This is a genomic window from Methylobacterium brachiatum (assembly GCF_020523825.1).
Taxonomy (GTDB): domain Bacteria; phylum Pseudomonadota; class Alphaproteobacteria; order Rhizobiales; family Beijerinckiaceae; genus Methylobacterium; species Methylobacterium brachiatum.
The window spans coordinates 207,381-225,613 of sequence record NZ_JAJALK010000009.1 but is presented as its reverse complement, the minus strand read 5'-3'; the positions used below and the strand labels follow the sequence as shown (position 1 = coordinate 225,613).

Genomic DNA, 18,233 nt, shown 5'->3' with positions numbered 1-18,233 from the left:
CGGCCAGAACGTGACGCGATAAGGTCTCCCTGTCCAGCACGGAGGCTCCGCATGATTTCCCCCGAGACCCATCTGCAGATCGGTTCGCTCCTGTTCGAGGGGCTCGACCAGATCGACCTCACCGGCCCGTTCGAGGTCCTGTCGCGGATCCCCAATTCCACCTACCGGATCTACGGGCCGACCCTGGATCCGGTGCGCGACGTGCGCGGCCTGCGGATCACCCCCGACGCCACCCTGGCGGAGGCGCCGCGCCTCGACGTGCTGCACATCCCCGGCGGCCAAGGCCAGGAGGCGCTGATGCGGGACGCGGCCGTGCTCGGCTGGATCCGCAGCCAGGCCGCGGGGGCTTCGCACGTCTTCTCGGTCTGCACCGGCGCGCTGCTGGTCGGGGCGGCCGGGCTGCTGGTCGGGCGCCGGGCCACGACCTACTGGAACGCGGTTCACCTGCTGCCCTGGTTCGGGGCGGAGGCGGTCGATGCGCGGGTGGTGATCGACCGCGCCGAGGACGGCCGGACCTGGCTGTTCGCCGCCGGCGTCACCGCCGGGATCGACGGCGCGCTCCGGCTCGCGGCCGAGCTGCGCGGCGACGATGCCGCGCGGGCGATCCAGCTCGGCATGCAATACGCCCCGGAGCCGCCCTTCGACAGCGGCACCCCGCGCAGCGCCCCGCCGGCGATCGTGGCGCAGGTCCGCGAGGCGACGGCCGGCCTCACCGCCCGGCGCGAGGCCACCGCCCGGGCGATCGCGGCCGAGCTCGGCATCCTGGCCCCGTGACCGGCCGAATCACAGTTCGGTCACCGGGAGATGACGACGGCCCGGTGACACGCCCCGGCATCGGGCCTATCTGTCCGCTCTGGACGGACAGAGTCATGACGGACGTAACCCTGAGAACCGCAAAATTCGCGATCGGTGCGGTGGTGCGCCACCGGATCTACCCGTTCCGGGGCATCGTGTTCGACGTCGATCCGGTCTTCGACAACACCGAGGAATGGTGGCTGGCGATCCCCGAGGAAGTCCGGCCGCGCAAGGACCAGCCGTTCTACCACCTGCTCGCCGAGAACGCCGAGACCGAGTACGTCGCCTACGTCTCCGAGCAGAACCTCCTGCCCGACACGTCCGGCGAGGCCCTGCGCCATGCCGGCATCGCCGAGATGTTCGAGCGCGACGGGGCCGGCGGCTACCGCATGCGCGACCGCGTCCGGAACTGACTCGTCGAAGCGACGGCTCTGACCCGGGCCGGTCTGCGCAGAGCACGCGACGGGGGCCGCGGCCCGTCTTCGAAGGCAAGCGGTGATCCCCCGCCTTCCGGGCTCAGGCTTCCGTGACCCTGTGCGCCCCCGCGCAGCCTGCCAACGCCCAGTCCCGGGTTCCCAAAGGGCGAGCCCTTCGGCGGGGATCGGGGCGGAGCCCCGAGGCGAGCGCCCACGAAAAAGGGGCCGAACCTCCCGGTCCGACCCCCCGATCGCATTCTGGTGAGGCCTTACTTGGCCGCCGGAGCCGGCGTGGCAGCGCCGTTCGCCGGGGCCGCGCCGCCCTGCTGCTCGAGCTTCTTGCGCATGTCCTCGCTGCGCTTCTCCAGCTCGGCCTGGAGCTTCTTCTGCTGCTCTTCCAAGACCTTCGGGTCGATCGCCGGGCCGTCGAAGGCCTTGCCGAAACCGGCCAGCGGCACCGCGAAGGTGACCTCGCGCTGGGTCTGGTTCTGGACCGAGACGTTGAGGGTCGTGCCCTTCTTCATGGCGGCGATGACGCCGGCATCGACGCCTCCGGCCTCGGCGAAGCAGCCGTTCGGGAAGCAGACCGCGAAGCGGCCCGGGGTGGCGGCCTGGCCGTCGACGTTGAAGCGGATGCCCGGCTGCAGCAGCAGGCCGAGCGGCAGCAGGTAGCGCACCACGCGCACCTCCTGCTTCTGGGCGGCGTTCTTCATCTCGTAGACGGCCACGGCCAGCACGGGCTGGCCCTGGTCGGACACGAAGTCGCGCGTGGTGTAGCAGATGTCGGTGCCGGAGCCCTGGTCCTTGCCGCAGACCTTGGTCCAGTCGGCCTGGCTCGGCTCGGACTTCACGGCCACGATCTGCGGGCCGGTCTGGGCGGCGGCGCCGGCGGGCGTGTTGGCGGCCGGGGTGTTCGGCGCGGCGGGGGCGGGAGCGGTCGGCGCGGGGGCGGCGGGCTTCTTCGCCTGGGCGAGCACCGGGGCGGCTGCGAGGCCGAGGCCCGCGAGGCCGAGGAGGGCGGCGCGTGCCAGCGTCGCGGGGCGGGTGAAGGACATCGGCTCTGACCCCTTTGGAGAAACGTGGTGTGGCTTGCGGAATGCGGAGCCGGCCTGACGGGCTGGTCCGCCGGACCACCGGATGCGCAGCGCCGTGGCGTGCCTCCCGGGGCTCCGGATGAATCGGTCCGACCATCGGGCGGGGATGGGCGCCGGTTGCGCGCATCCCTCGCCCCGGCGACCGGGCGGCCTGCCTGTCCCCTCCGAATGAGGCGAAGGCATGACACCGCGGCACCGAGCGCCCCTCGGGGAACCCCGTGCCGCAGCCGGCCCCCGATAGGCCTGCGCCTCTCCGGCTGCAAGCGCGACGTCGCCCGGCCGCGCCCTCGAACCAAGCGGCCGGCCATCCGCGGCGACGACAGCCTCGCTCAAGTGAACGGGTCTTAGCTGGGGGTTAACCATAGTCGGCCGACCATGCGGGTGGATCTGCAGTGTGGGAGGGGGGCGGATTGAGCGCGTTCGCGGTGGCGGAGAGGACGGCCGACGCCGCGCCGGATGCGTCCGCGCGGTCCGGCGGCCTGTCGGCCAGCCTGTTCGCGGCGGCCCGGACCGGCCCGCAGCGCACGGCGCTGCGTGATTCGGGGGACCGGGTGGCCTGGTGCGGGCGCCCGCCGATCACCTGGACCTACGCGGCCGCGGCCGAGATCGTCGGCCGCCTCGCCCGCGGGATCGGCGCGTGGCGACTGCCAGCCGGCAGCCGGGTCGGCCTGTGGTTCTCCGGCGGCGCCGAATCGGCCCTCGCCCACCTGGCCGTCGAGGCGGCCGGCCACCTCCCCTGCCCGATGCCCGCCCTCTGGGATGCCGACCAGCTCTCGGCCGGGATCGCGTCCGCCGGCCTGGTCGCGGTGCTGACGGAGGGCCGCCGCGGCGCCCGCCGCCCCGCCGAGGATCTCGCCCGCGCGGCCATGGGCCATTTCGGCCTGCGCTACCTTGCGGCCTTCGGTCCGGGCATTCCGGACGGCGTGATCAGCCTCGACGCGATGGCCCTGGAGCGCGGAATCGTCGAGCCCGTGGCGAGCCTCGGCCTCGTCACCTTCGCGGCGGGCGATCCGGCCCGGCCGGTCTACCGCAGTGCGGCGGCGCTCGCGGCGGCGATCGAGGCTCATCTCGACACCCTCCCGGTGACGGCGGACGAGCGGATCCTGACGCTCCTGCCGGCCCATGACCTGCGCGGCCTGGTGACCGGCCTCGGGGCGGCGCTCGCGGCCGGCGCCAGCCTCGAGACCGTGATTCCCTTCGACGAGGCCGGCTTCCGGGCCGGCCTGATGCGGCCGGTTCCGACCCGGCTCGTGGTCCCGTCCCTGATCGAGGCGGCGCTCGCTGCCATGCCACTCCCCTGGACCGTGCGGGCCCTCAACGTGATCCACCGGGCGCCCGCGCGCGCGATCGTGAGCGCGGCCCCCGAATCGCCCGGGGCGCGCCGCCTCGATTCGCTGGTCTTCGACGAGGATGTGGTCCTCACGCGACCGGGCGGGCGCGACCTCGCCGCGACCCTGGCCCACCCGGACCGGGCGCCCCTGCCCCGGGCGCTCCTCGATCTCGCGATCCTGGATCCCGGCGACGGGCTGGAGGGCCCGCTGGTCTATCGCGGCCTGGCCTGCGCCACGGCGGCACTCCCCCGCGGCGGCATCCCGGAGCTGGAGGTCGAGGCGTGGCGGGACTCGGGCTGTCGGCCGATCCTGTCCGACGGGGTCGTGACCGGGGTGGAGACCGCCTGAACGGCGGCCTTTCGTCGGTTCATCCGGCGCTCAGGCGTGGCAGATAATCTCGCAAGCGCACATGACGGGACGGATCCGATCCGCGCCTTCGTGGGTTTCGCTTCGGATTGTGGTTCTGGCTATCTTCCCAAGCCACGCTTCATGAGGTACCGCTCAAGCCTATGGGTGCGCTGCAACAAGTGCTCGTGGTCGATGACGGCGTCCGCGCCGTGGACCGGTCCCTTTCGGGCGAGCTGGCCAACCTCGGCTACGCAAGTGTCACCGCCTCGATGGAGGCGGCGGACGATGTCCTGGCCGTGATCGCCCGCCCGGCGGCGGTGCTGCTCCAGGCCCCGACCCGTCGCGATCCCGCCTATGCCCGCCGCGCCGCACGCCTGCGCGGCCAGCTGCGCGACCGTGGCATCCCGGTCATCCTGATCGGCGACGCCGCCGAGGGCCGGGCCGGCGGCCCGGTGGATCTCGCCACCCGCCTCGGCGCCTACGTGGCGGCCCAGCCGGACCTCTAGAACGCGTTCCTCAACGGAAGCTTCGCTACCGTCATTGCGAGCGTAGTGAAGCAACCCAGGGCTGCGCGCGGTTGCCCGAATCGTGGCGCATCACCGGGTCGCTTCGCTGCGCTCGCGATGACGGCCCAGGATGGCACGCCCGAACGATCGGGTGCGATTCGGCCAAGGCCACCCCAGCGCCCACCGAGCGAACGGCTCAGCGCGCCCCGCGCATCAGTTCCGGCGCGCCGAGCCGCGGCAGCACGCCCTCGCGCATCACCACCCGCCGGAGCGGGCCGAGATACGACATCGCCAGCAGCCCGAGGCCCCGGAGCGCGTCGACCGGGACGAGATCGGTGAGCAGGCTGCGGTTGAGCAGATCCACCGCTGCGGTGCGGGCGGCGGCATCGAGGCGCCGGCTGCGAGCGTAGCCGTCGAGCACCGGCCGGGTACCGGGATCGCGGCCGTCCCGGGCCGCGGCCACCAGCGCGTCGCGCAGGGCGGCGGCGTCGCGCAGGCCGAGATTGAGCCCCTGCGCGCCGATCGGCGGGAAGACGTGGGCGGCCTCGCCGACCAGGGCCAGGCGCTGCGCCACCGGGCTCGACACCGAGAGGCCGCGCATCGGCACGAGGCCCCGGGGGCCGTCGACCCGCATCGCGCCCAGCATCGCCCGGGCCTGCCGCTCCACCGCCTGGCCCAGAGCCGCGTCGTCGAGCGCCGCCAGCCGCCGCGCCGCGCCCTCCCCGGTGACCCAGACCAGGCTGGACCGGTATCCGCCCGGCAGCGGCACCAGGGTGAACGGGCCGGAGCGGGTGTGGAACTCGGTCGAGACGTCCCGGTGCGGACGGTCATGGGCCAGGATCGTGGTGATGGCGCTCTGCGGGTAGGTCCAGTCGCGCACGCGCACGCCGCTGGCGGCCCGCAGCGGTGAGCGCGCGCCGTCGGCGCCGACCACCAGCTTGGCCGCGACCGTGCCGCCATCCGCCAGGGTCAGGCGCGCGACCGCCTCGCCCGGAACGGCCCCGGCGGCATCCGCCTCGACCAGGGTGAGATTTTTTTGGGCGCGGGCGCGGACCCGCAGACTCTCGACCAGGCGGGCGCTCTCGACGTTCCAGCCGAAAGCGTCGAGCCCGATCTCGGCGGCCTGGAAGCGCACCGGCGGCGGCCGGAACAGGCTGCCGGTGTCGTCGATGATCTGCAGGGTGCAGAGCGGGCTCGCATGCGGGGCCACGGCCTCCCAGGCGCCCAGGGCCCCCAGGAACCGCACCGACCCGTCGAGCAGGGCGACCGTGCGCCCGTCCGCCACGGGGGCGTGGCGGCCGACCAGGGCGGTCCGGATGCCGGCCTGGGCGCTCGCCAGGGCGGCGGCGAGCCCCGCGGCCCCCGCGCCCACCACGGCGACGTCGAATGCTGCCCCTTCGGCCCTGCTGCCCTGCACGTGCTCACCCGTTCCCGTGCCGATTCCGCTGCCCGGCCCGTGTTTCCTATCTGAGCTTTCCGGTATCCCTGCCAAGCCCGATCCGCGAAGGCCACAGCGACGCAGCCCGGAGCAGAGCCTGCCGGTGCCTCAAGCCTCGGCTTCTCTTGTCTGTCCGGGTGCGCCATCTCACCCGAGGAACGCCGACAACTCGCGAAAAACCTCGTCCGGCCGCTCCTCCTGCAGGGTGTGGCCGCAATCGAGTGCCCGGCCCGAGACGTCGGTGGCCTTCTCGCGCCAGGTCTCCAGCACGTCGTAGGTCTGGCCGACCGTGCCCTGCGCCCCCCAGAGCGCGAGCAGCGGCGCCGTGATCCGCGCCTCCGAATCGGCCGCGTCGTGTTCCAGGTCGATCCCGGCCGCCGCGCGGTAATCCTCGCAGATCGCGTGGCGGCAGGCCGGGTCGCCGTAGCAGCGCAGGTACTCGGCGAAGAGGTCCGGCGGCGTCGATCCCGGGGTCTTGGACTGGCCCTCGATGTGGTGGCGCAGGAAATATTCCGGATCCGCCCCGATCAGCCGCTCCGGCAGGGGATGGGGCTGGATGAAGAAGAACCACCAGAAATACCGGGTGGCGAAGGCCTTGTCGGTGCGGGCGTACATCGTCGCCGTGGGGGCGATGTCGAACAGGGCGAGGCGCTCGACCCGCTCCGGATGGTCCAGGGCCAGGCGGTGGGCGACGCGGCCGCCGCGGTCGTGGCCGACGAGCGCGAACCGGTCGTGGCCCAGCGCCCGCATCACCGCCACCGCATCCGCCGCCATGGCGCGCTTGGCGTAGGCCGCGTGGCGCTCGCCGCCCGGGGGCTTGTCCGAATCGCCGTAGCCGCGCAGGTCCATCGCCACGACCGTGCGGCGTTCGGCCAGGCGCGGGGCGACATGCAGCCAGGTGGACAGGGTCTGCGGGTGGCCGTGCAGCAGCAGGACCGGCGGCCCGGAGCCGCCGGAGCGCGCATGGATGGTCACGCCCGGCGCGGTCTCGATCCGGTGCCGGGCGAAGCCCGGCAGGAAATCCGTCGTCATGCGGTCGGTCGCCTCCGTGCCCTGCGCCCGTGTACCTTGCGCCGCACTGGCGCGCCGGGATGCACCGGATGATAAGGCGCCTCCGGCAGGATGTCCGCCGAGCCACCATGACAGATGCACGCGCGACTCAGGACGCCGCCCTCCGGGACGCGGCCGTGAACGACCCGGACGCCGAGGCGCCGGAGGGCGAGGCCGTCCGCGCGCCGCTGCTGCGCCCGAGCATCCTCGACCCGCTGTTCGCCCCGGTCCGGGCCCTGCCGGGCGTCGGCCCCAAGATGGCGCCGCTGATCGAGAAGCTGCTCGGCACGCCGGAGCGGGAGGCCCGGGTGGTGGACCTGCTGTTCCACCTGCCCCAGGGCGGCGTCCCGCGCCGGCTGATGGGCTCGGTCAGCGAGGCGCCCGTGGGCGAGCCGGTGACCGTCGGGGTCACCGTGGTGGCGCACCGCCCGGCCCAGATCGGATCGGGCAAGCGCCCGCACCGGGTGCTGGTGGAGGATTCCACCGGCGACATCTCCCTGGTGTTCTTCGGCATGCCCCGCGCCCGGGTGGAGAAGATGCTGCCGCTGGGGGCGCATCGCTACATCACCGGCCGGATCGACCTGTGGGACGGCACCCGCCAGATGGTCCACCCGTCCCGGATCGTGGACGAGGCGGGGCTGGCCGAGCTGCCCGCCGTCGAGCCGATCTACGGCGCCACCGAGGGGCTGACCTCCCGGGCGATCAACAAGCTCGCGGTGGCGGCCCTGGAGCGCCTGCCGATCCTGCCCGAATGGCAGGACCCGGCCTGGCTGGAGAGGAACCGCCTTCCCGCCTTCGCGGATGCCCTGCGCGTCGAGCACCGCCCCGAGGAGCCCCTCCCGAAGGCCGAGGACCCGCTCCAGCCGCCCCCCGCCACCCCCGCAAGGCGGCGCCTGTCCTACGACGAGCTGCTCGCCTCGCAGCTGGCGCTCGCCCTGATGCGCGCCCGCCAGCGGCGCAAGGCCGGCCGGGTCAATGCCGGCGACGGCGCCTTGAGCAGCCGGATCCAGGCCGCCCTGCCCTTCGCGCTCACCGGCGCCCAGGCCCGGGCGGTGGCGGAGATCCGCGCGGATCTCGCGGCGCCGCGTCGGATGCTGCGCCTGCTCCAGGGCGATGTCGGCTCGGGAAAGACCGCGGTGGCCTTGCTGGCCATGGCCTCGGCCGTGGAGGCCGGGCGCCAGGCCGCCCTGATGGCTCCCACCGAGATCCTGGCCCGGCAGCATTTCGAGCGGCTGCAGCCGCTGGCCGGCGGCCTGCGTCTGCGCCTGATGACCGGCCGCGACCGGGCCGCGGAGCGCAAGAGCACGCTGGCCGCCCTCGCGGCGGGCGAGATCGACATCCTGGTCGGCACCCACGCCCTGTTCCAGGAGGCCGTGACGTTCCGGGACCTCGGCCTCGCCGTCGTGGACGAGCAGCACCGGTTCGGGGTCCACCAGCGCCTGGCGCTCGGCGCCAAGGGCGAGGCGGTCGACTTCCTGGTCATGACCGCGACGCCGATCCCGCGCACCCTGGCGCTGACCTTCTTCGGCGACATGGACGTCTCGGTCCTCGACGAGAAGCCCGCCGGCCGGCAGCCGATCCGCACCATCACCCTGCCGACCGAGCGGATCGACGAGGTCGTGGCCGGTCTCGCCCGGGCGATCGCCACGGGCGAGCGGGTCTACTGGATCTGCCCGCTGGTCGAGGAATCCGAGTTCATCGACCTCGCCGCCGCGGCCGAGCGGTTCGACGACCTGAAGCAGCATTTCGGCGACGCGGTCGGGCTGATCCACGGCAAGATGCCGGGCCCCGAGAAGGACGCCGCCATGGCCCGCTTCGCCGCCGGGGAGACCAAGGTCCTGGTCTCGACCACGGTGGTCGAGGTCGGGGTCGACGTGCCCGAGGCGACCATCATGGTGATCGAGCATGCCGAGCGGTTCGGGCTGGCGCAGCTGCACCAGCTCCGGGGCCGGGTCGGGCGCGGCTCCAAGGCGTCCTCGTGCCTGCTGCTCTACCGGGGGCCGTTGGGCCAAGTGGCCCGGGCGCGGCTCGAGATGATGCGCGACAGCGAGGACGGCTTCCGCATCGCCGAGGCCGACCTGAAGCTGCGCGGCGAGGGCGAGGTGCTGGGCACCCGCCAGTCGGGCCTCGCGGCCTTCCGGCTGGCGCGCCTCGAGAGCGACGGCGACCTGCTGGAGGCCGCCCGGGACGACGCCCGGATGATCGTCGAGCGCGATCCCGGCCTGAAGAGCCCGCGCGGGCAGGCGCTTCGGGTGCTGCTCTACCTGTTCGAGCGCGACGCCGCGATCCGGCTGATCGGGGCCGGCTGACCGGGCCTTTCCTGAACGGCGCCGTTCAGGAAAGCGCGTCGTTCAGGAAAGCACCACCCGTCCATGTGCGCTGGAGAACATGCCGGACAAAACCGCCGCCTGATGCACGGCAGGCACGCCCTGCCAGGAAAGGCCATATTTGTCAGGTGTTTGCATGTGGGGCCGCGCGCTTCGGGGCCGGCTCGGAGGGGGCGGGAAAGCGCGTAGGCAAGGGCCTTGACCTTGCATCAGCCACAATCTTCCCTTAACTGCAGATGAACGAATGGCCCGGTAAGCCGGGACATCACGGACGAATCTGGAGGACGGACATGTCGAACGGACTGTTCCAAAACCTGCCGGGCTCCCACGAGATGGCCGGTATCCAAGCCCTACCGACCGAGCCCTGGCTGCTGCCGATCTCGGATGGCACCGCCGCGGCGGTGACGAAGACGTCGGAGGATCTGCAGGCCGCGGTCCGGCGGGCCGCGCGTCCCTTCTGGCTGGCCGCCAACGGGCTCTGCATCGCGCTGGGCCTGGCCCTGACGATCCAGTGCACCACCGGTTGGAGCCCGACCCCGACCCGCAGCGCCGTGACGGTCGCCCAGGCGACGCCGCCGACCATCGCGCCGCAGACGGCGTCGCTGCAGCGCTGACGCGCGGATCACGCGACCGAGGTTTCAGGGCCGTCCCGCGCATGCGGGGCGGCCCTTTCCTTTGGCGGTCACGCGTCCTGCGGCTCCCGCTGGGCCGCCGGGTCGCCCGCCTGCTGCGCCGCCCGGAGGGACGCCGCCATGGCGTGCAGGCGGCCCTGCGGGTCCTCCGGCTGGATCACGCCCGCCGACATCACCAGCTTGGCCGCGTCGTCGACGCTGATATGCACCTCCACCACGGCGGAGCGCGGCAGGTAGAAGAAGAAGCCCGTGGTCGGGTTGGGGGCGCAGGGCAGGAACACCCCGACCATCTCGTCCGCCCCGGCCGCGTTGCGGGCCTGGAGCGCGCCCTCGACCTCCGGGGATGCGGGGGCCGACAGGAACACCACCGACCACGTGCCCTTCACCGGGAACTCGACCAGGCCGACCGTGCGGAACGAGGTGCCGTTGGCCGAGAACAGAGTCTCGAAGATCTGGCGCAGGCCCTTGTACAGGCCGGAGATCACCGGGGTCCGGGCCAGCAGCACCTCGCCGAACTCGATCACCGAGCGGCCGACCAGGTTGGCCGTGAGGAAGCCCAGCAGCGTCACCGCCAGGAACGCGATGACGAGGCCCAGCCCCGGGATCGAGAACGGCAGGTAATGGTCCGGCAGGTAGCTCGCCGGCACCAGCGGCTTCACGAAGGAATCGATCAGCGCGATGAACCACCACGTGATGTAGGCGGTGATCGCCAGCGGGCCGGCCACGATGATGCCGGTGAGGAAATAGGTGCGCAGCCGCCCCCGCGCGCTGACCCGCGTCTTCGGGGTGGCGGGGCCGGGCGCGGATGCGTCGGGCTCGGGAGCCTGAATCGGCGGGGAACTCGGCGCCACGGGTGCCCTCTCGGCCGCTCGATGCGCGGCGATCCTGCCCGGGGGCGATCGAGCCCCCGAGGGCACAGGTAGCGGCTGCGCTTGCCCGCCTCAAGGGCGGCCCGATCGATGGATGTTCTCGGGGGCTCCGCCCCCGAACCTCGCCAAAGGGCTGAGCCCTTTGGGAACCCGGGTTTCAGAACGCCAGGGCCGGCATCGCCTCGCGAGGGATGACGGCGCCGCGATGCCCGATCACGGCGCCCGCCAGGCGGTGCGCCTCGGCGGCGGCGAACTCCGGAGCCAGCCCGGCGATGCGGGCCGCGATGTAGCCCGCCGCGAAGCTGTCGCCGGCGGCCGTGGTGTCGATCACCCGCTCCACCGGGCCGGCCGGAACGGCGGTCTCGCTCGCCCCGTGCAGCACCCGCGCGACCGGGTTGGGGCCGTCCGAGGTCTTCAGCACGATCTCGGCGCGGCCGCGATGGCGCAGCACCTCGTCCTCGCCCGCCGCGCCGAACAGCCAGTCCATGTCCTCCACCGAGGCGAAGATCAGATCCGCCTGCGCCAGGGCTGCGCGGAACGCGGTGCGGGCCACCTCCCAGTCCGGCCAGCCGCGGGGCCGGTAATTGGTGTCGAACGCGACCAGCCCGCCCCGGGCGCGCTGGGCCGCCAGGGTCTCGGCCAGGGCGGCGCGGCCGGCCTCGCCGTAGAGCGACAGGCTGATGCCGGAGACGTAGACGAGGTCGTCGGCCTCCAGGGCGGCGCGGGTTTCGGGAGCGCCCGGCTCGGCGAACAGGTCCCGGGCGGCGGCGCTGTCGCGCCAGTAATGGAAGCTGCGCTCCCCGGCTTCGTCGGTGCGGATGATGTAGAGGCCCGGCATCCGGCCCGGCAATCGCCGGATCCGGCCGAGGCCGATACCCTCACGGCCCCAGGCCTCCACCATCGCGTCGCTCCAGGGATCGTCCCCGAGGGCGGTCACGTAATCGACCGTCACGCCGAGGCGGGCGAGGTAGAGGGCGGTGTTGAGCGTATCGCCGCCGAAGCCGCGGACGAGGCTCCCGTCCGGCCGCTCCGACAACTCGACCATGCACTCGCCGACGCAGGCGACCCTCATGCGGCTTCTCCCTGTGCGGCGCCGTCCGCCGCCCTCGCAACGGATCGGCACCGTTCGGCGCGCCCTGTCAATCGCGGGGCCGCTCGAGGCCTCGGAGCTCCCGGCGCATAACCGCCGCACCGCGCGGCGGCACTGCGTTCCGGGCGCACTTGCAAGGCGCACTTGCAAAATGAGCAGGCTCCCGTGCCGCTAGTTTTTGCCGAAATCCGCACTCTTCCTGTCCGAAAGGAGGCATTCGCTGCCGATCAAGGCAGGAATGACAGGAGATGGAGGCTTGGGCATACGATATTTCAGCCGAACTGAATCTTTCATTTTAGCGTGACATTAAATTTATTCTGTCATGCATTGTCGGATATGCGGTTCGGGCCTACTTCACGACATGCTTTCCGACGGTAAGCAAGATCATGCGATTTTTATCGATCTGGAACGATCGATGCAGAGGTCGATGCATATCCGATCTACCTGAAGAACGGGGTGAGGCGAAAAGCCGATACGTATACGGTCTTGGGATCGATGCGTCGGGGACATCGGAATGTATCGTTTTATACGAAACACGCGTCCGGTCCTCGTGCGGGACAGGACGTGCCGGGTCCGTGCCTCGACTGACGGGGCCTGTGCCCAGGGATCGGCGCCAGCTGACAGCCAGCCGGGTCCGACCAATCCCGGCGCCCGAGACTAGATCCGAGATGATGTGAGATGTTTCATTCCGCCCTGAGTGCCTTGACGTTCTCATCCGGAGAATTTCTGACGATCACTGAGAGCCGGGGGTTGAGCGGCGCCTGGAGCTGGGTGCTCGCGGGTGGCGAGCAGATCTGGTCGCCGGGATTTTTTCGCCTTCTCGGGCTCGTCCCGAATGCCGCCAAGGCGGATTACGACCTCCTCTTGAGCCTGGTCCATCCGGAGGATCGGCACCGGCTGCCTTCGCTCGGCGAGGTCCGGCAGGGCCATGTCCCGCCCGAGACGACCGTCCGGGTCATCCGCCCGAACGGCACGGTGCGTGTGCTCTCGCTGATGATGGAGGCGCGCTTTTCCGGAGAGGGGCGGCCCGTCGCCATCAATGGGTCGGCGCTCGACGTTACCGACCGGGAACAGCTGTCGCTGATGCGCAAGGAGGAGCGGCGGCGGCGGGGGGCGCTCTACCTCACCGAGCACATCGCGGCCTTCTCGGTCGGCCTTGATCTCCGGCACGAGTTTCCCTTCGAGATGGCGCAGGTTCACGGGTTGCCGCACGAGGAGATCTGCCTCAACCCCTACGCCATGATCGTTCCTGAGGAGCGCCAGGCCTTCCGGGATGCGGCCTTGACGCAGATCGAGCGGCAGGAGTTCTTTCAGGGCACGGCTCATGAGCGCCTGGCCAACGGCGAACTCTGGCATTTCAAGATCATCACGGTGCCGGTCCGGGATCCGGACGGCATCTATCTCGGACGCTGCGGGCTGAAATGCCCGGTCCAGAGTCCCATACCCGCGTCGCTGGCTCTAGGCGAGGCGCTCGATCAGGCCGTAACCGGCCACCATCTGCGCGCCGCCCGCGCCCTACTCGACTGGTCGATGATGGACCTAGCCCGGGCCAGCGGCATGTCGCATTCCACCGTCCGGCGCCTGGAGGAGGACAGCGAGCATCGCGGGAGCCGCTCCCGCCTTCAGGCTGTCGCCGCGCTGCGCCGGGCCGGGATCCGCTTCATCCCGATGGATGACGGCACGCTGGCGGTGGCCAAAGGCTGAGCCGGGTCGACCGACCGCGGCGATGGCCGCGAGCGGTCGGCGGAGCGTGCGGGCGACGCGCTCCGGGATCGTCTCGAAAGGCATGGGTTCGGGTCCCGGGGCGCGGGACCCTCAAGGCGCGCGTCCCGCGCGGTCGGTCCGGTTGGCCCAAAACCGGGATCCGGCCCGCGCAGGGACGCGCACGCTCATTCAGCCGACCTTGTGGCCGAGCTGGATCGCCTTGGCGATCTGCGAGCGCCGCTCGGCGTAGCTCGGGGCGACCATCGGATAGTCGGCGGGCAGGCCGAACTTGGCGCGGTAACGCTCAGGTGTGAGACCATGGGCGGTGAGGTGCCGCTTGAGCGTCTTGTAGGGCCGGCCATCGATGAAGCTGATCAGGCCATCCTGGCCGATCGAGGCTTCGATCTGCGCGGCCGTCGGACCGGTCCAGGCCGAGGTCGAGCCGGGGGGGGCGCCCTGCAGCACCGAGATGGCCGTGTGAACCTGGTCGATCAGAACCGGCAGCTCGCCGACGCCGACGGCGTTTCGCGATACATAAGCAGCGACCAATGAAGCCGTGCATTTGATCAAGTCATAATTCGGTTCTTGCGGCTTTTCGTGCAATTCGATCGTGTTCATAGTCCCCTCGCTTCAGTTTTTCGGCGCTTTCAAAGTTTTGTTGCAGAATATACCGATAATTTTACCGGCGGGTGCTGCTCAAACTTCAGCCCGAATGCTGATGCTCCGCCAAAATTGGCGACTAACAATACGAAATGCGTGCGAATTGTCTAGGGTTTACCTTGGATAGTCTTTGAGCGTTTTTTGTCCTACAAATCCAACACGAGGTTGCCAAGCCTGCGGGCGGTGACAATTATTGCTCATTTGCGAAGATCGGTGCCGCGCTCATCCTGGGTCGACTGCAGCGAGTTGCGGCCCGGGGACCGCGCATCTTCATTGGCGGTGCGTGATCGAGGCAACAGTTCAAAGAAATGGTCAGATGTGCGCCTGGATTCCGCAAGGTATTCATTTCACAGTGCGTTCATAACGATCGCTTTGATATCGTGTGTCCGATTATATTTGGACAACTTGCATCCTATTTATTTATATATATGTTGTTTAGCGTCGTAATTGTTCTTCGTTCCTGAGGTTGTCCGACACAAAACAGGATGTTAAGCCTTGCCTAGGTCAATTTGTGTCAAATAAATTGTCATCTATAGGATTATGATATGAAAAGATTGATTTTTACAGTTATTATCGAGGCAATCTTGCTAAGTCACTCGTATTCAGCAGATCTTACCAAGAAAGCAATCGTCGAATCAGGTGGCGGGCCCGCACCGGTTTGGGCCGGATTCTACGGCGGCCTCTTCGCCGGATACGGAGCCCTGGACAGCGCGACGCGGTTCGATTGCATTGGGCCGAACGGGGTGCTCGGCGCAGTCGGTTGCCCGATCATCGCGGCCCGCAAAGGAACCGATGATGCTTTCATCGCGGGTGGCGAGATCGGCTACAACCGGCTTTTCGGGGCGCACCTGCTCGTCGGCGGCGCGGCGGATTACCAATTCACCCGCCTCTGGGATTACGGGGCCCGCGAGGGGACTTTCCAGGCCGTCGGCGGGGGCGATTATCCGCTGAGCACTGCGCATGCTGGGCAGCGGCTGGACAACCTTGCGACGCTGCGGGGCAAGGTTGGTTCGCCACCGGCCCGACGCTGGTCTACGCGACCGGCGGGCTCGCGGTCGGCAACGTCCGTATCGACTCGACACAGACCCTGCTGGGCCAATTTGGTCCGAGTTTTGATGCCCGCCATGGGGAGGTTCGTCTCGGCTATGTAGTCGGTGCTGGCCTCGAATATGCCTTCAGCGAGCATCTCTCGGCCAAGGTCGAAGGCCTGTATTACAATCTCGGCAGTCATGCGGTCTTCGACGACACTACTGACTATCGTATTGGTGCGCGCGCTTCCACGGACGGGTTCCTGACCCGGGTCGGTCTGAACTACCGGTTTGGCGATGGGGTGCACGTTCCGCCAGCAGGCGTCGCTCCGGGTGGCGGAGTCTGGGATTTCGAGGGTGGCGTGCGCTACTTCTATAGTTCCGGCGGCCCCCGCTACACACTCGGATCTGACCGGCGACCTGGGCAAGTCAATTCCCGGCTGACCTATCAGGATACGGATGGCCATGCGGGCGAAGGCTTCGCCCGGATCGATCACAACCCGACGGGCTTGTTCGCCAAGGGCTTCCTCGGTTCGGGCGGTGTCACCTCCGGCCGTCTGTACGACGAGGACTTCCCGCCCGCCATACGCCCCTACTCGAAGACCCTCTCGCAGATCAAAGACGGCGACATCAGCTACGGCGTCGTCGATCTTGGCTACACAGCACTCCGCCGGGACGGCTTCAGCCTGGGCGGATTTGTCGGCTACCAGTACGACGCCGAACTGGCCAATGGGTACGGTTGCACCCAGGTCGCTGGAGGCACCATTTGCGCGCGCCGCAATGCCGTGGCGAGCGACATCAACGTCCTGAGCGAGAACCTGCGATGGGATGCGCTGCGGATCGGCCTCATTGGTGCTGCACGGTTCGATCGGTTCAAGATCAGCCTGGAAGGCGCCTACCTGCCCGTCGTGACCGCGACCGGCGTTGACCGGCACTGGCTCCGGCCGAACATCAACCCGCTCCCACAAACGGGCAATGGGGATGGCTATTTCGCCGAGGGCATCGTCTCGTACGACCTAACGCCCGCCGTCAGCATCGGCGTCGGCGGCCGCTACTGGCGGATGCAGACCGGTTCGGGCCGTATCAAGTTCCCGTTCTCCCCCGGCAGCCCGACCAAGTTCGAGACCGATCGCTACGGCGTCTTCGCCCAGATCTCCTACAAGCTGTCGGATCTGGGGCTTGGCGGATCGGACGCTCAACCGGTTCTCGCACGCAAGGACTGATCCGGGTCGAGTCGAGGCTCGGGAGCGGTGCTCGGTTCGTGTGAAACCAGCACCGTATCCCGGTCCTCGACTGGTCGGGTGGTCCGCCAGAACCGAATGTGCCCAGTGGATACCATCCTCGGAAGCGCTTCGGCCGCGCATGCTTTAACAAAGTCATCAGGCGATTCGTGAAAAGTGCGGGTCGCACGCGCGCTTCCGAAGACGACCTGTCATGGCCCATCTCCCCTCCCTGCCCCACCGGCATGACGGACTCGATCCGGATCGTCCGCCGCGCGAGGGCAATGCCCGGATGGCGCCGCTCTGGCAGGTGCTGGTCGGCGGCGAGGCGGTCCGCCGGCATGCGCATCTGATCCTGGGCGCGGGCGTGGCGCTGGCCCTGCTGGGCGTCGCGGTCATGATCGATGCCCTCGCGGGGGCGGTCCATATCCCGGAGCGCTGGTTCGGCCTGCTCCTGCTGGTGGACGCCGTCGGTTCGCTCGGTGCCGGCCTGATCGCCGCGGGAGCGGCCCGGCGGCTGCGGATCTTCAAGGGCCTGTTCCTGGCCTTGGCCGCGATCCTGATCATGATGGCCTCGGCTTCGAGCTTCTTCCTGCTCGCGATGCTGTTCGGCACCGTCTTCCTGGTCGACGGCACGATCCGGATCGTCCTCGCCTACCTGCTGAAGTTTCCCGAATGGCGGACCTCGGTGGCGCTGGGCGCGCTGGGTGTCGCCTTCGGCGTGTTCCACCTGCAGCCCTGGCCGACCTGGTATGTCGGCACCGTCGGCTACTGCATCGGGATGTTCCTCGTCATCAACGGCTTGCGGCTGACCCTGGCGGGCCTGCGCACCCGGCGGACGGCGCCGGAGCCCCTGCCGGAAGGCGCACCGGGGTCCGACAGCCTGACCGTCTATGTCTGGACGCCGACCGGGCAGGCCACGACGCCCGCCACGCAGCGGCTGGTCCGGCGCTACGTCGCCTCCGTCGATGTAGCGGGGCGGTACTCCACCGGCCACGCGGCCCTGGAGCAGGGCGGCGACCTCTATATCAGCCACTACCCCGCGGTGGAGATCGATCGCTCCCCGGCCAACCTCCGGTCGAGCCTGCGCGCCGGTCCCGAGAACGATGTCGCCGGCCGGTTCCTGCCGTCGCATCGCGCGGAGGTTGAGGATTGGTGCGAGGCCACCGTCGCGGTCACGCTGAACGGCGTCGACGGCGCCCGGCTGCGGGCGTTCTGGGAGGCCTATCGCCGCGATACCACCTACAACTTCATCAGCCGCAACTGCTCGACCACGGTCGCCCGCGCCCTGGACGTGGCGGTCGAGGGCGCGTTCAGCCGCGACGGTCATCCCTGGCGCAACCTCGCCCAGGCGCTGACGAGCCCGGAATTCTGGGCGGCGGCCCTGCTGCGGAACGGCGCCCGGTCGATGACCTGGACCCCCGGCCTCGTGCTCGATTACGCCCGCGCGCTCAGCGCCCTGGTCGATCCCGCCTCGCCGGTGACGTCCATCGCTTGGACCAATGTCGGCCGGCGGTTCATCCGCAACGGGCGGGTCGGGTCGCTGACCCGGTTGGTTCAGCTGGCCCGGCGGCGGCCTGCACCGGACGCGGGCCCGACCGAGGCCTGAGCAGCCTCCCTGCCCTCACCGCCGTCGTTTCCGGCGAAGCGCGACCGGGTCCCTCTCCGGCACGGGCTACACAGTTTTGAGGCGCAGACGCTGTTGCAGACCGCGACGCGCCCCCC

16 protein-coding genes are annotated in these 18,233 nt (G+C 70.1%); 10 read left to right on the top strand and 6 right to left on the bottom strand.

Annotation, left to right across the window (positions count from 1 at the left end; translation table 11 throughout):
* Positions 1-51: 51 nt before the first annotated feature.
* Both LGR69_RS20385 and hspQ read left to right on the top strand, forming a co-directional pair.
* Positions 52-774, top strand: a complete 723-nt coding sequence (locus tag LGR69_RS20385) for a DJ-1/PfpI family protein (protein WP_230367166.1) — start codon at positions 52-54, stop codon at positions 772-774.
* Positions 775-869: 95 nt separating this feature from the next.
* Positions 870-1,208, top strand: coding sequence for a heat shock protein HspQ (gene hspQ / locus LGR69_RS20380; RefSeq protein ID WP_091864340.1), 339 nt, complete (start codon positions 870-872; stop codon positions 1,206-1,208).
* A 272-nt stretch (positions 1,209-1,480) separates the two neighbouring features.
* On the opposite strand, the gene LGR69_RS20375 is transcribed toward hspQ, so the two are convergent.
* Positions 1,481-2,266, bottom strand: a complete 786-nt coding sequence (locus LGR69_RS20375; protein ID WP_007559131.1) for an invasion associated locus B family protein — start codon at positions 2,264-2,266, stop codon at positions 1,481-1,483.
* Between the two features lie 449 nt (positions 2,267-2,715).
* Between LGR69_RS20375 and LGR69_RS20370 the strand changes: the two genes are divergently transcribed.
* Both LGR69_RS20370 and LGR69_RS20365 read left to right on the top strand, forming a co-directional pair.
* Positions 2,716-3,984, top strand: coding sequence for an AMP-binding protein (locus LGR69_RS20370; protein ID WP_230367165.1), 1,269 nt, complete (start codon positions 2,716-2,718; stop codon positions 3,982-3,984).
* A gap of 161 nt (positions 3,985-4,145) precedes the next feature.
* On the top strand, positions 4,146-4,490 hold the full coding sequence (locus LGR69_RS20365) for a hypothetical protein (RefSeq protein WP_007559136.1): 345 nt from the start codon (positions 4,146-4,148) through the stop codon (positions 4,488-4,490).
* A 196-nt stretch (positions 4,491-4,686) separates the two neighbouring features.
* Here the strand turns inward: LGR69_RS20365 and LGR69_RS20360 are convergent, their stop codons facing one another.
* Together LGR69_RS20360 and LGR69_RS20355 are read right to left on the bottom strand one after the other, a co-directional pair.
* Positions 4,687-5,907 (bottom strand): UbiH/UbiF family hydroxylase, encoded by a 1,221-nt coding sequence (locus LGR69_RS20360; RefSeq protein ID WP_230367164.1) that lies wholly within the window; start codon positions 5,905-5,907, stop codon positions 4,687-4,689.
* 168 nt (positions 5,908-6,075) lie between these two features.
* Positions 6,076-6,960: an alpha/beta fold hydrolase gene (locus LGR69_RS20355; protein WP_230367163.1), complete on the bottom strand. Its 885-nt coding sequence runs from the start codon at positions 6,958-6,960 to the stop codon at positions 6,076-6,078.
* Positions 6,961-7,067: 107 nt separating this feature from the next.
* Between LGR69_RS20355 and recG the strand changes: the two genes are divergently transcribed.
* Positions 7,068-9,287, top strand: a complete 2,220-nt coding sequence (recG, locus tag LGR69_RS20350) for an ATP-dependent DNA helicase RecG (protein WP_007559142.1) — start codon at positions 7,068-7,070, stop codon at positions 9,285-9,287.
* Between the two features lie 308 nt (positions 9,288-9,595).
* Positions 9,596-9,919: a hypothetical protein gene (locus LGR69_RS20345; protein WP_230367162.1), complete on the top strand. Its 324-nt coding sequence runs from the start codon at positions 9,596-9,598 to the stop codon at positions 9,917-9,919.
* 68 nt (positions 9,920-9,987) lie between these two features.
* On the opposite strand, the gene LGR69_RS20340 is transcribed toward LGR69_RS20345, so the two are convergent.
* Positions 9,988-10,788 (bottom strand): DUF502 domain-containing protein, encoded by an 801-nt coding sequence (locus LGR69_RS20340; RefSeq protein WP_007559144.1) that lies wholly within the window; start codon positions 10,786-10,788, stop codon positions 9,988-9,990.
* Positions 10,789-10,963: 175 nt separating this feature from the next.
* The gene (locus tag LGR69_RS20335; protein WP_230367161.1) at positions 10,964-11,878 is read right to left on the bottom strand and encodes a sugar kinase; all 915 of its coding nucleotides are present in this window, start codon (positions 11,876-11,878) and stop codon (positions 10,964-10,966) included.
* Positions 11,879-12,646: 768 nt separating this feature from the next.
* Between LGR69_RS20335 and LGR69_RS20330 the strand changes: the two genes are divergently transcribed.
* The gene (locus LGR69_RS20330; protein WP_230367160.1) at positions 12,647-13,600 is read left to right on the top strand and encodes a helix-turn-helix domain-containing protein; all 954 of its coding nucleotides are present in this window, start codon (positions 12,647-12,649) and stop codon (positions 13,598-13,600) included.
* Positions 13,601-13,789: 189 nt separating this feature from the next.
* Here LGR69_RS20330 and LGR69_RS20325 read toward each other — a convergent pair whose 3' ends face one another.
* Entirely contained in the window at positions 13,790-14,218 is a 429-nt protein-coding gene (locus tag LGR69_RS20325) for a Ros/MucR family transcriptional regulator (protein ID WP_230367159.1), read from the bottom strand.
* Between the two features lie 587 nt (positions 14,219-14,805).
* Between LGR69_RS20325 and LGR69_RS32095 the strand changes: the two genes are divergently transcribed.
* From LGR69_RS32095 to LGR69_RS20305, 3 genes are all read left to right on the top strand, one after another.
* Complete coding sequence (locus LGR69_RS32095; RefSeq protein ID WP_230367158.1) at positions 14,806-15,411, top strand: hypothetical protein; 606 nt, start codon at positions 14,806-14,808, stop codon at positions 15,409-15,411.
* A gap of 239 nt (positions 15,412-15,650) precedes the next feature.
* Positions 15,651-16,511, top strand: a complete 861-nt coding sequence (locus tag LGR69_RS20310) for an omptin family outer membrane protease (RefSeq protein ID WP_230367157.1) — start codon at positions 15,651-15,653, stop codon at positions 16,509-16,511.
* A gap of 211 nt (positions 16,512-16,722) precedes the next feature.
* Positions 16,723-18,117 (top strand): lipoprotein N-acyltransferase Lnb domain-containing protein, encoded by a 1,395-nt coding sequence (locus LGR69_RS20305; RefSeq protein ID WP_007559153.1) that lies wholly within the window; start codon positions 16,723-16,725, stop codon positions 18,115-18,117.
* The last annotated feature ends 116 nt before the right edge of the window (positions 18,118-18,233 follow it).